Here is a 14,398-nt window from a genome sequence, read left to right on the forward strand (position 1 = left end):
ATGCCCGGGGACGCGTGGCCCTGGAAGAACACCTGGTCCCCGCCCGAGGGGTGGTCCTTGCCGCGGAAGAAGTGATTAAAGCCCACCTCATACAACGTCGCGGCACCGGCATAGGTGGAAATGTGCCCGCCGACACCGATATCGGAACGCTGCGCACGGTGGACCATCACCGCGGCGTTCCACCGCATGTACGCCCGGTACCGGCGCTCGAACTCCTCGTTGCCCGGGAACTGAGCTTCCTGGTCCACCGGGATCGTGTTCACATAATCAGTGGTCGTCACCATCGGCACACCCACCGACCTGGCACCGGCACGCTGCAACAACGAACGCATAATGTACTGGGCACGCTCGGTACCCTGCTCCGCGATCAACGCATCAAGGGACTCAATCCACTCCGCGGTCTCTTCCGGATCACGATCAGGCAGCTGGGCAGTCAACCCGCTGAGGATGTGTGAGGTCTCTTCTCCTGCAGCCACGTCCAACCTTCCTTTAGGCGCATGCATCGCCGCCTCAAGTCCGGCAGGGTAACTGCCCGTCGTGAACGCGTCGTGTGCGACATCTCTGTTTCAACAGCCCGGTCGGATGCGCCGGGCAGGTCTTGTGAGCGCTTGGCTGCTTGTGGAAATTCCCGGGGCGATCGCCCTGCAGCCGTAGCGCTCATGGCCACTCTAGCTTTCGCGGCGTCGCGATGCGTAGCCGCGGGGCCCGAGGGGCGTTGTATGTCACACCCCGGCGGCCTCCGTGACGCAAAGCACGCAATCCTCATGGTGGCGAAACACCGTGTGGAATGCGGAATATGGCCGCTGGCTGGGACAATAGCTTGAAGCACACGCCCAAAGGGTGTTGGCTGTTAGTAATGGAAGTCACTGCAAAAGGAGGAAACGTGAGCGAGGCCGACGCCGCCACATCGGTAAATGTGGCGGAAAGAATGGGTTTCAAAGATGGGGATCTGATTCAGGAACGCGGCTACGACGACGACGTCGATTTCGACTTGCGTGACGACATCGAAGATGTCACAGGCTCCGAGTTGTTGGATGAAGATGATCATGACGTCGTAGATGCTGTTGTTTTCTGGTGGCGGGATGGCGACGGTGACCTTGTTGATGCCCTGATGGATTCGCTTACCAACCTGAAGGAAGGCGGGGTTGTTTGGGTGCTGACTCCAAAGTCAGGCCGTGACAACTACGTGTCTCCGGCGGACATCCAGGATGCCGCCCCGACCTCCGGTCTGCATCTGACCACATCGGCAGGTGTTTCAAAGGACTGGAGCGCCACGCGTTTGGTGCCCAAGAAGAACAAGTGACGGAAGTCCAGCAGGCGCCTGCCTCAGGGCTCGTTCCCCAGGCAGGACAACTCGCACCGGATTTTGAACTGCTGAACCAGTACGGCGAGCCAGTCCGTTTGGCTGACTTCCGGGGCCGCACCGTTGTTGTGGTGTTCTTTCCTTTCGCCTTCTCCGGGATTTGCACGGGGGAGCTTTGTGAGATTCGCGACAACATAGCCGCCTTCAAGGATTCGAATGCCGCGGTCTTGGCGATTTCGGTCGACAGTAAGTTCGTGCAGCGTGCCTACGCTGAGCACGAGCAATTTGGCTTCGAGCTCCTGGCGGACTTCTGGCCGCATGGAGCGGTGGCGCAGAAGTACGGCATCTTTGATGAAGCGAGTGGAATGGCCTTGAGGGGGACGTTCATCATCGACGACGCGGGCATCATCCGCTATGTGGTTGTTAATCCGCGGGGTCAGGCAAGGGACTTTTCCGAATATCGCCGGGCATTGTCGTCGTTGGCGGATCAGTAGTCATGAACCATCCCAGGCCCGGAGTTGGCATGACTGGATTTACCAGCATGGCACCCGCGGCGGTGGCGCAACTGGACCCCAGGGAGCTGGAAGCACTTGGGCTTGCCGTGGATCTCCTGGGTGGCAAGCGTTTGGCGGTACTCACCGGTGCCGGCTTGAGTACCGATTCCGGAATTCCTGATTACCGTGGCCCAGGTTCTACGCCCAGAAACCCTATGACCTACCAGGAGTTTATTGGCGGGGAGGCCAATCGGCGGCGCTATTGGGCGCGAAACCATATCGGCTGGTCCCACCTTCGGCATGCTGATCCGAATGCCGGCCATGTCGCCGTCGCGCTCCTGGAGCGCCGCGGCCTGATGACCGGACTCATTACCCAAAATGTTGACAGGCTCCATGAGGACGCCGGAAGTGTCAACGTGGTGGACCTGCATGGCCGTTTTGACCAAGTGATTTGCCTCAGCAACGGGCATACCTTCAGTCGGCGTTTGATTGCCGCCATCCTGGAAGAAATCAATCCTGGTTTCCTGGAGGAGGCGCTGAAGTCCGGAGTGGTAGAAATGGCCCCCGATGCCGACGCAATAGTTGAGGACCCTGATCTCATCACATCGTTCGTCATGGCTGTGTGTCCGATCTGCGGAGGAACGTTGAAGCCGGACTTTGTCTACTTTGGAGAGAACGTCCCCAAGGATCGGGTGGCCCGCGCCTACGAGATGGTGGACAACGCGGAGGCCCTGTTGGTGGCGGGATCATCGCTGACGGTTCAGAGCGGTCTGCGGTTCGTGCGCCACGCTGCAAAAACGGGGAAACCAGTGGTCATCATCAACCGCGGAACCACCCGTGGCGACGACTTTGCCGAGCTGAAATTGGAACTGGGCGTAAGCGGCGCATTGGACTACCTTGCGCGCGCTTTACCGGATATTCCGGAGGCACCAGGGCCGATTGGTGTTTCCGGCGGTTGATCATGTAGAGTCATTGTTCGTTGGTTGAAGCGCTGAGGAAGTTACGAAGCACGGAAGCCGCGATTTGGGTCTTTAGCTCAGCTGGTAGAGCGCCACGTTTACACCGTGGATGTCATCGGTTCGATCCCGGTAGGACCCACCAAGAAAAACCCCGTCATTTCAAGTCAAAAGACTTGGGTGGCGGGGTTTTTGTTTGCCTGCCCCTTTCCTCCGGTGGGTCTTGAATGTCAGACCCCCACCCTACGGTTTCATCCATGGAGCACGTATACATCCGCACGGCTGCGCAAGGCGCCCCTGCAGTCGTTGTGAGGGGCGGCCGCGAGTGGCGCATTGTGGTGGAACCTGTCCGCTGGTTTGAGCGGGTCGCGTGGTGGGAGGAGTCCCGCCGTATGCCGCGAGGACAGGGGCGGGTTGACGTTGAAGTCTGGCAGGTCCAGGTTCGCTTGGGGAATAACCCCCGCTCAGGTACGGCGACTTGGGAACTGGTCCGGGATGGCTCCGGTGGGGGCTGGTGCCTTAGGGGCGAGGAAGTCGCCGCGGCGTAGTCTCCTGCCCGGGAAATGGATGAGCTCTCCACCACGACTATTGGGGGATGCCGCGGTGGAGAGCTCGAAGATGAATATACAGAGAACTTTCGGGTTTGGAAAGTGAGGCCCCGCTGAGGGCGGAGATGGGGGCATTACACACGCCTTACTCCCGCATACTCATTCCACTATGATGAGAATTGTTCAGCAGAATGAACAATCGAATTGCGATGCCTAAGGAGAATCATGGCCGATTCCCGCACCTCCCGTTCCGAAGGGCTGGGCGCTTCGTCGCCGGCGCCTGCCGTCACCCGCGCTGCGGCTGTATTGGAGGTGCTCGCTGAGTCCCCAACGGGCCGGCTGACGCTGAGTGATCTCTCGCGTGAACTCGGGATCCCCAAGTCTTCTACGTCGAACCTGTTGCTGGCGCTGGAAGAAGCGCGCCTCATTACCAGGCAGGGTGCGGACTTTGCCTTGGGAAGGAAGCTTGTGGAACTGGGTGCCGCATACCTGAGCCGACTCGACGAGGTGCAGGAGTTCTATAAGTACTGTGAGCAGGCGCCTACGCTGTCCGGAGAGACCGTGAGGATTGCGATGCTCGACGGCGACCACGTCATCTACCTGGCGCGGTATGAGGGCCATCCTGCGGTCAGGTTGACCTCGAACATCGGTGACAAGATGCCGGTCTCGCTCTGCAGCGTCGGGAAGGCGCTGATCGCCCAGTTGCATGATCACGATATTGACTCGATGTTCCCGGATGGCATGCAGCTGCCCACTATGACGGCCAATTCGCTGAAGACCGCCGAGGAACTCAAGGCCCAGATTTCCGCCATCCGCAAGCAGGGCTTCGCCTTCGAGGATGAAGAGTCCACGGTTGGTGTGGTGTGTCTGGCCGTGCCGGTGCCGACCCACGGAGCTCACGGCCCAAGTCTGGGTTTGTCGGTGACCGCGCTGAAGGCCACGTACTCGGAGGAGCAGGGCGCCCTGATGGTCAAGGAACTCAAAGAGCTGGCGCGTTCCTTGGGGAACCCGATGGGCTAGGAACCGGAGCACGTCTAAATAAATCTGATTACAACCTTGGCAGTACGTTCAACAAGCTGTACGCTGTTCATCATAGTGATCTTGGCGGTGATGCCATCACTATCTCGCTGGGCCAACGGGGGCCCGGGGTGATTTTGAGGGAGTGCTTGTGATAACTCGTGCAAATGAAACGCTCGCGGCCGAGGCTGACGACGCTGTAGTTGAGCCGGAACAGCTCCGGCGGGCTACGCTGGCCAGCTCTGTCGGCTCCGCGCTGGAGTACTACGACTTCTACATTTATGGCTTGGCTTCGGCCCTGATCTTCGGCCCGTTGTTCTTTTCCCCGCTCGGCCCGGACGGTGCTCTGATTGCTTCGTTCGCCACATACGGCGTTGGCTTTGCTGCACGTCCGTTCGGCGGTTTGATCTTCGGCTACATCGGGGACAGATTCGGCAGGAAGATGGTCCTCATCCTGACCATCGCGCTGATGGGAACAGCCAGCTTTGCCATTGGCCTGCTCCCCACGTTCGAGCAAGCCGGCATGCTCGGCGCTGTCCTGCTGGTGACGCTGCGAATCATTCAGGGCCTGGGGGCCGGTGCGGAGCAGGCCGGCGCCACGACGCTGATATCTGAAGTGGCTCCGCGTCGCCGTCGTGGGTTCTTCGCATCTCTGCCGTTCGTCGGCATCCAGCTGGGCACGCTCCTCGGTGCCGGAACTTTCGCGCTCATCACGATGGCGGACAAGTCCGTCCTTCAGGGCTGGTTGTGGCGCGTGCCGTTCCTGGCCAGTTTCATTCTGATCGCCGTGGCCATCTTCATTCGCCTGAAGCTCAAGGAAACGCCCGCGTTCCAAGAGTTGGAAAAGCACAAGAACGTGGTCAAGAACCCCATTGGTGCTCTCTGGAAGCACTCCAAGAAGAACGTGTTGCTGGGAATCGGTCTGCGCATGGGCGAGAACGGCAACTCTTCGATCTACTCCGCGCTGCTGGTGTCCTTCATGAGCATGCCGGCGGGTGTCTTCGCCGGGAACAACTCCATCGGTCCTGTGGGTTTGTTGATCGCGGCCGGGTTCGCCGCCGTTATGGTGGTCACGTTCGGTGCCTTGTCCGACAGGTTCGGTCGTGTCCCGGTGTACCGGTACGGGGCACTGTTCCAAGCAATCATCGCGGTTCCGGCGTTCTATCTGGTGACCTTGGGCAACGTCACCTTGGTATGGGTGGTCATGGCCGTAGGCATCGCAATCGGTGTTCAGTCCATGCTGGGCCCGCAGTGCCCGCTGTTGCCTGAACTGTTCGGATCCCAGTATCGCTTTACGGGTGTCGCTATGAGCCGCGAGATTTCAGCGGTCCTGGCAGGCGGTCTTGCGCCCTTGCTCGGGGCGCTCATGTTGGCCGCCACCAACCACTCCTGGCTGGTCCTGGCCATCTACTCCCTGGTCCTTGCGCTCATCTCCTTCGTCACAACCTTCTTCACCCCGGAGACGGCAGGCAGGGACCTCGTCAGCACGGAAGACGCAAAGTAGGCCGAGGCAACACCCAAACCTGAGGCAACGCCCTAACCCGAGGCACCATACAGACCACACGCCTGGCAGCGCGGTATCCCTTCATGCGAAGGTGCCGCGCTGCTTTGCGCTTGAACACAAAATGTCCTCCGAAGCTGGTGGAAATTCACCTGTGGCAGTGCAGAATTGGTGCAGCGAATGAGGAGGGTGTCGATGACGGCAACCAAGGGCCTTGCATCACCGGAAAGTCCCGGGCAGGTCCGGGCCGCCAGCGGGGGTACCAAGTTTCGGCCCGAGATCCAGGGCCTAAGATCTTTGGCCGTTCTCATGGTTGTCTCGTATCACATCTGGTTCGGTCGCGTTTCCGGCGGCGTGGACGTGTTCCTGCTGATTTCAGCGTTCCTCATGACGCTGCAATTCGTCAGCCGCTATGAGGACGCACGGCCGGTATCACTGGTGCGGCACTGGCTGCACCTGTTCTGGCGGCTGTTGCCCGCCGTCGTCGTGGTCCTGCTGAGCACTTTGGCGGCTACGTATGTGTTCATTCCCCGCACACGCTGGATCGAAATAGTCAGCCAAGGATGGGCTTCGCTGTTCTACGTCCAAAATTGGCTGCTCCAGCGGCAGGTGGTCAACTACTATGCGGCGGACCACAGCTTGGCGAGTCCTTTCCAGCATTTTTGGTCGCTGTCCATCCAGGGGCAGGTTTTTATTCTTTGGCCGGCCATTTTTGTTGCCACGGCCTGGGTGTGCCGCCGCTTAAACCTGCGGTATCGGGCCGTGCTTCTTGGAATCTTCGGGCTGATCTTCGCAGTATCGCTGGCGTATTCGATCTACTTCACGGCGGCCAATCAGGAACTGGCCTATTTCGACACCTTTGCCCGGTTGTGGGAGTTTGCGTTGGGCACCCTGGTGGCACTGTTGCTTCCCTATCTTCGGCCCGGTCTCGGGCTGAGTAGCGTGCTGGGGTGGGTGGGCATAGCCGCAATGCTGAGCTGTGGCGCTGTTCTTCAGGTCCAGACCGCGTTTCCGGGCTTCGTGGCGCTGTGGCCGACCCTCGCAGCGGTGGCTGTCATCGTCGCGGGGCAATCGGGCAGCCGCTTCGGAGTTGACAGGATCCTCTCGTCCAAGCTTCTGGTGGGGCTGGGCTCTACTTCATATGCCCTTTACCTGTGGCATTGGCCGCTGTTGGTGATCACTTTGGTGTGGATCGGCCAAGACCATGCAGACGCGATCACCGGCACCTTGATCGTGGGTGCGTCGCTGCTGTTGGCGTTCCTCACTACCCGGTTTGTTGAGCAGCCACTGCGTGCATGGCGATGGCCGGAAGCCAAACGTTGGCGCCTGGCGCTGGCGGTGCTTGTTTGCTTGGCCGTCGCTGCAGCACCGATGGTGCAGTTTGGCTTCCAGCAGCAAGCGGAGAAGAACATCATCGCCACGCAGGATGCTGACGACAACCCGGGGGCCAGGGCGTTGTTGCCTGGCTATGTTGACCGTGTTGGCGAGGGCGCGCGGACACTGCCAACCCCTGAGCAGCTTCCGGAAGACTGGGGAAGGCTCGATGGCGCATGTATAGGGGATCTCCGGCCAACGGACCCGGTGTTGTTTGCGGAATGCCAGCAGAACGACGTCGGCGCTGACGCCGAGAGGACCGTCTTTGTAGTGGGCCAATCGCATTCCCTGCAGTGGCTCGGGGCCATCGGCCCCTTGGCCAAGGAACACCATTGGCGGGTTCAAGCCATCACGTTTGGAGCCTGTCCCTTCATGACCGAAACGGACGAGGTGGGGGACGAGTGCAACACCTTCAATCGGAACGTCCGGGAACACATCCGTATCCATCAGCCGGATGCCGTTTTCCTTGTGGGAACGGCGGCGGTCCCCGACTCGCCGGACGAGGACCTCACATGGGGGCTCGACGAGCTGGTGGGTGAGATCACTGATCAAGGTGTGGAAGTCATCGCCATGAGGGACAACCCGCGCTTCTCATTCAGCCCCAGTGAGTGCGCAATGGCTTCCGGCGTGGATGACTCACGCTGCCGTCCCGCCCAGTCCTCGGTTCTCGCCGAAAGCAATCCCTTGGACCAGTTGGAGGGAACTTTCACGGGGTTGTCGATCCTGGACATGACGGACTTGATCTGCGACGGCACGGCCTGTCCAGGCATCGTGGGCAACGTTTATGTTTACCTCGACGACAACCACCTCTCGAGCACTTATGTCAGGACCATGACCGACACGTTGTCCGAGAGGTGGTTTGACGCCACAGGTTGGTAGTTGCCGGCTTAGTAGAAGTGGACCGGATCAACCAGATGGGGGAGTTCGCCACCGTCCAGGAAGGTGCGCAGGTTGCTGCAGAAACGTTCGGCGATGAGCCGGTTCTCGGCAGCACTCAACGCAGAAGTGTGCGGGGACACCAGGACCTTGGGATGGTTCCACAAGGGGCTGTCCTGTGGAAGGGGTTCCACCGCGAAGACGTCAAGGCAGGCATACGACACCTGGCCATTGTTCAAGGCCTCGAGCAAAGCGTCCTCATCCACCACTGTTCCCCGGCCCACGTTGACGAACACGGCTCCGGGTTTCATGGCCGAGAAAATGTCCTTGTTGAACAGCTTCTCCGTGTACGGCGTGCCGGGAAGTGTATTGATCACTGCGTCGGCATCAGCCACCAGGCCGGGGAGACCATCATTGTTGGTGACCTCCTCGATTCCCTCAATGGTTTCCACAGTGCGCTTGGTTCCACTGACATTCATCCCCAAGGCCCGGGCAATTCGGGCAGTCTCCAAGCCAATTTCGCCGAGGCCTGCGATGACCACCTTTGAGCCGTTGACAAGTTTGGTGGGTGTTCTCAGCTCGGGCCAAACCTTGGCGGCTTGATCTTGTGCCATCTCGGCGCTGCGCTTGAACCCGTTGAGGATGCCGAAGGCTGAAAATTCCGCCAAGGGCAGGGCATGGACGCCCGCGGACGTTGTCACGCGGAACTTCTGCAGGGTTTCCGTGTCGAGCCCGGAAGCCTTGACCGCGCCACCTGCTCCCGCTGCCATGGCATGAATCCACTGCAAGTGCGGGTTGCTCGCGGCGATGCGTGCCAAGCCGGCTGGACTTTCGTTGGGGAAGCCGTACAGGACCTGCGCCCGGTTCAGCATGTCCCAGTAGCGTTCCTCCTGCTCCGGAGTGCGCTTGAACTCCGGATCGCCCGCGTGATCTGCGGGAAAGCGTTCAGGCGGAAGAAGCTCGGGATGGTAGAGAACTGTTACGGAAGGATCTACAGCGCGGATCAGCTCTACGTGCTCTGCTTCGAGCGGTACAGCGATGGCGATGGTAAGTTCATCAGTCGTCATGGTGTTCATCATACTGAATGGAGGCTAGGATATTGAACAGTAATCTCGTAGATGACCACAAAGAAGTGAGGTGTTACCTACCATGACCAGCAAACGCGTGGGCTTCGTTGGCTTGGGACTCATGGGAGCGCCCATGGCCTCAAACCTGGCGGCAGCCGGCTGGAACGTCACCGCCTGGAACCGATCCGAGACCGTTTTTGAAGGCCTTTCCGGCGTCCGGCGCGCAGCAGCCGTGGCGGAGCTGCGGGACGAAGACACCATCATCTTCATGCTCCCCGATCTGCCCTTCATCGAGGAAGCCGCAGCGGACCTGCTCGAATCATGGCGGAACAAGGCACCCCGGCCGGGCACCGCCGTCGTCATCATGAGCAGCGTCTCGCCAACTGCGGTCCAACTGTTTGGCGAAACTGTTCACCAGGCATCCGGCGGCAACGCCGCGGTGGTGGATGCGCCGGTCAGCGGCGGTACCGCCGGGGCGCAACGCGGAAGCCTCGCCATCATGGTGGGGGCCACCGAAGGCCAGTTCGAAGCTCTCCAACCACTCCTGGAAACCATGGGGACTACCGTCCGGCGCATGGGGCCGCTGGGTTCGGGGTCGCTCGCCAAAGCGTGCAACCAACTCATCGTCGGAACAACGACGGCGGCCCTCGCCGAAGCGGCCGAACTCGCGGAACGCGCCGGCATGGACGTGGAGGCACTCTTTGAGGTCCTTTCCGGAGGGCTGGCCGGAAGCCGGGTGCTGGAAAACGTTGGCCCACGCTTGGCCGCCAAGGACTATGCGCCTACCGGGCCGGCAAAGTTTATGCACAAGGACCTCGGCTTCGTGCTCACCAGCGCACAAGCCGTTGGCTCCGCCGTCCCCATGGCATCGGCGGCAATCGACCTTTATGCCGAACTCAAACGCCAAGGACTCGGAGATCACGACCTCGCCGTTGTCCGTCAGACCATCGCAAACCTAAGCCTTTCGCCAGCCGCGACGTCGAACAGCAACTGAACCGGCGCAACACCAGAAGGAATGAAGAACAAAACTATGAGTGGACTTTTCGATCTGACCGGGCGGGTTGCCTTGGTCACTGGTTCAAGCCGGGGAATCGGCAACGCCCTGGCCAGGGGCCTCGCCGATGCCGGAGCGACGGTGGTGCTCAATGGCATCAGCACTGAACGCCTGGAGAAAGCCCACCAGGCCATGGCCGCTGACTATCCGGTGGGCAGGGTCCACAGCCGGGCCTTCGACGTCACGGACGCTGGATCCGCCGCTGAGGGGGTGGCCTGGATCGAACAGAACGTCGGGCCTTTGGACATCCTGGTGAACAACGCCGGAATTCAGCACCGTGTCCCCATGCTGGAGCTCGACGTCAAAGACTGGGATCGCGTCATCACCACCGACCTCACCAGCGCCTTCCTGGTAGGCCGGGAAGCGGCAAGGCATATGATCCCCCGAGGTCACGGCAAGATCATCAACATCTGCTCGGTCCAAACGGACCTGGCACGCCCCACCATCGCCCCCTATGTGGCTGCCAAGGGCGGTCTCCGCAACCTCACCCGCGCCATGACCGCGGAGTGGGCCGCCTCCGGTTTGCAGATCAACGGAATCGCGCCGGGGTACATCCACACGGAAATGACCCAAAATCTGGTGGATGATGCTGACTTCAACTCCTGGATCCTTGGCCGGACCCCGGCCAACCGATGGGGCACCACGGCAGACCTTGCCGGCCCCACCGTATGGCTCGCCTCCCAGGCCTCGAACTTCGTGAACGGCCAGACGATCTTCGTCGACGGCGGAATGACGGTGGTGGTCTGATGGGCATCAACCTTCCAGCTTCCGGCCCCGCTGTAGTTGCCCACGGCAAAGGTGACCTCCGGATTGAGGACGTCCCGCTGGCCACTCCGGCAGAGGACGAGTCGATCGTGGAGATCGCCTACGGCGGGATCTGCGGATCAGACCTTCACTACTGGCTGCATGGCGCAGCGGGGGAGTCCATCCTTAAAGAGCCCATGGTCCTGGGCCACGAAATCGTTGGCGTGGTGGTCCAGCAGGCAGCGGACGGTACCGGCCCCGCTGAGGGGACCCCAGTGGCCGTCCACCCGGCAACCCCGGTGCCCGGTGATGTTAGATACCCCGAGGACCGACCTAACCTCTCCCCGGGCTGCACCTACCTTGGCAGTGCTGCCCGGTACCCCCACACGGACGGCGCGTTCAGCCGCTACGCAAACCTTCCCTCAAGGATGCTGCGCCCTCTTCCGGAGAACCTGAATCTCCGCACTGCCGCCCTGGTTGAGCCCGCCAGTGTCGCTTGGCATGCTGTAGGCCGCGTGGGAAACGTCGAAGGAAAAACGGCGCTCGTGATCGGCAGTGGTCCGATCGGTGCCCTGGCGGTCGCTGTCCTGAAGCGTGCCGGCGCGGCCCGGATTGTCGCCGTCGACATGCATGACAAGCCCCTGGAGATTGCGCGCGCCGTGGGGGCGGATGACGTCCTCAAAGGCGACGATGCGGAGGCTATCGCGGCGGTGGACGCAGACGTGGTCATTGAATCATCAGGCAGCCATTTTGGACTGGCCTCGGCCATCAAGGGTGCTACCCGTGGCGGCAAGGTGGTGATGGTGGGACTACTGCCATCCGGACCACAGCCGGTGTTCATCTCCCTCGCCATCACCCGCGAGCTGGAACTCCTTGGCTCGTTCCGCTTCAACGACGAAATCGATGAGGTCATTGCTGCCCTGGCCGATGGTTCGCTGTTCGTCGACCCTGTGGTGACGCACGAATTCGGCCTGGCCCAAGGCCTGGAGGCTTTTGAGGTGGCGAAGAACTCCGCTGAATCCGGAAAAGTGCTGCTGAACTTCCAGCCGTAGCTAGTTTTTGGCTACGGGGACGAAGACGCGGGGCTGGTCATTCCAGCTGGGTGCCAGCTCCGCGATGGTCTGACGCATAATCTTTGCGGCGGCGTCGCGCGCCAGGGAACCGTCTCCGGCGTCAATCGCATGGGCCACGTCCATATGCCACTGAAGCGCCTGCTTTTGGGGGTGTTCAGGCATGAGCCCGTGGACGGTTCGGCCCGTGAGGGTCTCCGTGACCTGGCCGATCAAGTTGGCGAACATCTCGTTGCCCGAGCCCGAGAGGACCAATGCATGGAACCGGATGTCGAGGTCCAGAAACCGGGCCATGTCACCGGCATCGCCGGCTTCCTTCATGGCCAACGAGATGCCCACCAACTCCTGCCGAAGACTTTCGGGCGCGTTCCCGGCGGCCAGTTCTGCTGCGACAGGCTCGACGGCGGAACGCAGCTCGGCGAGCGACCTCAACTGGGCGCCACGCCCCTCGCCGGCAAGACGCCAACGAATCACCAAAGGATCGAAAGGATTCCATCGATGGGCCGGCAGAACCCGGATGCCCACACGCTTGATGGTCTCCACAAGTCCCAGCGATTGCAGCACACGGACAGCTTCACGGACCACGGAGCGGGAGACTTTCAGTTCGTCTTCCAGATGCTCCGCCAACATGACGTGGCCGGTGGGAAGGGCACCACCGACGATCCTGGTGCCCAGGTGCTCTACGGCGCGGTGGTGGAGGCTGGTTGACATAGAGGTAAGCATAATGGCGCGGAGGCGTCCTGCGCGCAGCTGGAACCGGGGCGGCATCATAGACTGTTTATGACGCGGCACCGTTCCAAAACGTGGGCGCCGCTTTCCCGCCCAAGGTTTAAATACGTATGGTTTATTGCAGCCCCTGGTTTTGAAATCGCTTCCTGCGTGCCCTATCGGGAAACAGAGGACTGTTTGTACACGAACGAATTGGAGTTTTGATGTCAGCACACATCGGTGTCACCGGCCTTGCGGTGATGGGCGCCAACCTGGCCCGCAACCTCGCCCGCAACGGCTTCACCGTGGCTCTCCACAACCGCTCCGTGGAAAAGACTGACGCCCTGCTGGAAAAGCACGGCACGGACGGCGACTTCATCCGCACGGAAACGCTGCAGGAACTCGTCGATTCCCTCGAAAAGCCCCGCCGTGTCCTGATCATGGTCAAGGCAGGCGCTCCCGTTGACAACGTGATCGAGCAGCTGGAACCGCTGCTTGAAGCCGGCGACATCATCATCGATGCCGGTAACTCGCACTACGAGGACACCCGCCGCCGCGAAGCCGCGCTGGCAAAGAAGGACCTGCACTTCGTAGGCGTCGGCGTTTCCGGTGGCGAAGAAGGCGCGCTGAACGGCCCGTCCATCATGCCCGGTGGCTCGCGCGAGTCCTACGACGCGCTCGGCCCGCTGCTGGAAAAGATCTCCGCAAAGGTCGACGGCGAACCCTGCTGTGCATGGATCGGCACCGACGGCGCCGGCCACTTCGTCAAGATGGTCCACAACGGTATTGAATACGCCGACATGCAGGTCATCGGTGAAGCATTCGATCTCCTCCGCTCCGGCGCTGGTATTGAGCCCGCCGAGCAGTCCAAGATCTTCGCTGAATGGAACAAGGGCGACCTTTCCTCCTTCCTGATCGAAATCTCCGCCGAGGTCCTGGGACACGTTGACGCAAAGACGGGCAAGCCGTTCGTCGACGTCGTGGTGGATGCAGCAGGCCAGAAGGGCACGGGCCGCTGGACGGTCATCTCCGCCCTGGAACTCGGGTCCCCGGTCTCCGGCATTGCCGAGTCCGTGTTTGCCCGCGCACTGTCCTCCCAGACGGAGCAGCGCAAACTTGGCCAGGAACTGCTGGCCGGCGAAGAAGCCTCTGTGGAAATCCCCGAGACCTTCGTCGAGGATGTCCGCCAGGCGCTCTACGCCTCCAAGCTGGTCTCCTACGCTCAGGGCCTGGACATGCTGACCTCCGCTGCCAAGGAGTACGGCTGGGACCTCAAGCTGGACGAGATCGCTTCGCTGTGGCGTGCAGGCTGCATCATCCGTGCAGAGCTGCTCAAGGACATCACCAAGGCCTACGCAGCCGAGGAGAAGCCCGCCAACCTGCTGTTCGCGCCGGCTTTCACCAAGGCCATCGCCGAGGCACTTCCGGCGTGGCGCCGGGTTGTGGCCACCGCCGTCCAGCTGGGCATCCCGGTACCGGTGTTCTCCTCCTCGCTGGCATACTACGACGGCCTGCGCCGCAAGCGCGTTGCCGCTGCCCTGATCCAGGGCCAGCGCGACCTCTTCGGTGCACACACCTACGGTCGCGTGGACACCGAGGGTACGTTCCACACCCTCTGGGGCGAAGACAAGTCCGAGATCTCGGCAGTCGACACCCACTAGCAGCACCTTTCCGTAAGGCCGGTTC

At 61.2% G+C, this 14,398-nt stretch carries 13 protein-coding genes, 1 tRNA gene and 1 pseudogene; 12 read left to right on the forward strand and 3 right to left on the reverse strand.

Going from position 1 to position 14,398, the window contains the following annotated elements; genetic code table 11:
* Window positions 1–503 (reverse strand): annotated as a pseudogene (locus tag AC1RJY_RS09215) (pyruvate dehydrogenase (acetyl-transferring), homodimeric type); the annotation flags it as partial.
* A gap of 380 nt (window positions 504–883) precedes the next feature.
* On the opposite strand from AC1RJY_RS09215, the gene AC1RJY_RS09220 reads away from it, so the two are divergent.
* The 8 genes from AC1RJY_RS09220 (at window position 884) to AC1RJY_RS09255 (ending at window position 8,072) form a co-directional block, all read left to right on the forward strand.
* Window positions 884–1,303, forward strand: coding sequence for a DUF3052 domain-containing protein (locus tag AC1RJY_RS09220; RefSeq protein ID WP_026005795.1), 420 nt, complete (start codon window positions 884–886; stop codon window positions 1,301–1,303).
* Complete coding sequence (locus AC1RJY_RS09225; protein WP_011775102.1) at window positions 1,300–1,797, forward strand: peroxiredoxin; 498 nt, start codon at window positions 1,300–1,302, stop codon at window positions 1,795–1,797. Before AC1RJY_RS09220 ends, AC1RJY_RS09225 begins: the two co-directional genes overlap by 4 nt.
* Before the next feature lie 2 nt (window positions 1,798–1,799).
* Entirely contained in the window at window positions 1,800–2,756 is a 957-nt protein-coding gene (locus AC1RJY_RS09230; protein ID WP_498602183.1) for an NAD-dependent protein deacetylase, read from the forward strand.
* Between the two features lie 66 nt (window positions 2,757–2,822).
* Window positions 2,823–2,898, forward strand: a tRNA-Val gene (locus AC1RJY_RS09235).
* Between the two features lie 112 nt (window positions 2,899–3,010).
* Entirely contained in the window at window positions 3,011–3,301 is a 291-nt protein-coding gene (locus AC1RJY_RS09240) for a hypothetical protein (protein WP_014922070.1), read from the forward strand.
* Between the two features lie 225 nt (window positions 3,302–3,526).
* The gene (locus AC1RJY_RS09245; protein WP_014922069.1) at window positions 3,527–4,321 is read left to right on the forward strand and encodes an IclR family transcriptional regulator; all 795 of its coding nucleotides are present in this window, start codon (window positions 3,527–3,529) and stop codon (window positions 4,319–4,321) included.
* 142 nt (window positions 4,322–4,463) lie between these two features.
* On the forward strand, window positions 4,464–5,822 hold the full coding sequence (locus AC1RJY_RS09250; protein WP_011775098.1) for an MFS transporter: 1,359 nt from the start codon (window positions 4,464–4,466) through the stop codon (window positions 5,820–5,822).
* A gap of 192 nt (window positions 5,823–6,014) precedes the next feature.
* Window positions 6,015–8,072 (forward strand): acyltransferase family protein, encoded by a 2,058-nt coding sequence (locus AC1RJY_RS09255; RefSeq protein ID WP_043806150.1) that lies wholly within the window; start codon window positions 6,015–6,017, stop codon window positions 8,070–8,072.
* Between the two features lie 8 nt (window positions 8,073–8,080).
* On the opposite strand, the gene AC1RJY_RS09260 is transcribed toward AC1RJY_RS09255, so the two are convergent.
* On the reverse strand, window positions 8,081–9,148 hold the full coding sequence (locus tag AC1RJY_RS09260) for a D-2-hydroxyacid dehydrogenase (RefSeq protein WP_014922066.1): 1,068 nt from the start codon (window positions 9,146–9,148) through the stop codon (window positions 8,081–8,083).
* A 70-nt stretch (window positions 9,149–9,218) separates the two neighbouring features.
* On the opposite strand from AC1RJY_RS09260, the gene AC1RJY_RS09265 reads away from it, so the two are divergent.
* Genes AC1RJY_RS09265 through AC1RJY_RS09275 form a run of 3 tightly spaced genes read left to right on the forward strand, consistent with a single transcriptional unit; the run spans window position 9,219 to window position 11,986 of the window.
* Entirely contained in the window at window positions 9,219–10,130 is a 912-nt protein-coding gene (locus AC1RJY_RS09265) for an NAD(P)-dependent oxidoreductase (RefSeq protein WP_014922065.1), read from the forward strand.
* Between the two features lie 36 nt (window positions 10,131–10,166).
* Window positions 10,167–10,937 (forward strand): SDR family oxidoreductase, encoded by a 771-nt coding sequence (locus tag AC1RJY_RS09270; RefSeq protein WP_210066053.1) that lies wholly within the window; start codon window positions 10,167–10,169, stop codon window positions 10,935–10,937.
* Entirely contained in the window at window positions 10,937–11,986 is a 1,050-nt protein-coding gene (locus tag AC1RJY_RS09275; protein ID WP_498602184.1) for an L-idonate 5-dehydrogenase, read from the forward strand. The genes AC1RJY_RS09270 and AC1RJY_RS09275 overlap by 1 nt, the downstream gene beginning before the upstream one ends.
* Here AC1RJY_RS09275 and AC1RJY_RS09280 read toward each other — a convergent pair whose 3' ends face one another.
* Window positions 11,987–12,715: a FadR/GntR family transcriptional regulator gene (locus AC1RJY_RS09280; RefSeq protein ID WP_043471334.1), complete on the reverse strand. Its 729-nt coding sequence runs from the start codon at window positions 12,713–12,715 to the stop codon at window positions 11,987–11,989.
* Between the two features lie 221 nt (window positions 12,716–12,936).
* On the opposite strand from AC1RJY_RS09280, the gene gnd reads away from it, so the two are divergent.
* On the forward strand, window positions 12,937–14,373 hold the full coding sequence (gnd, locus tag AC1RJY_RS09285; RefSeq protein WP_014922062.1) for an NADP-dependent phosphogluconate dehydrogenase: 1,437 nt from the start codon (window positions 12,937–12,939) through the stop codon (window positions 14,371–14,373).
* Window positions 14,374–14,398 lie beyond the last annotated feature (25 nt).

This window comes from Arthrobacter sp. GW822-FHT05G07 (genome assembly GCF_058799755.1).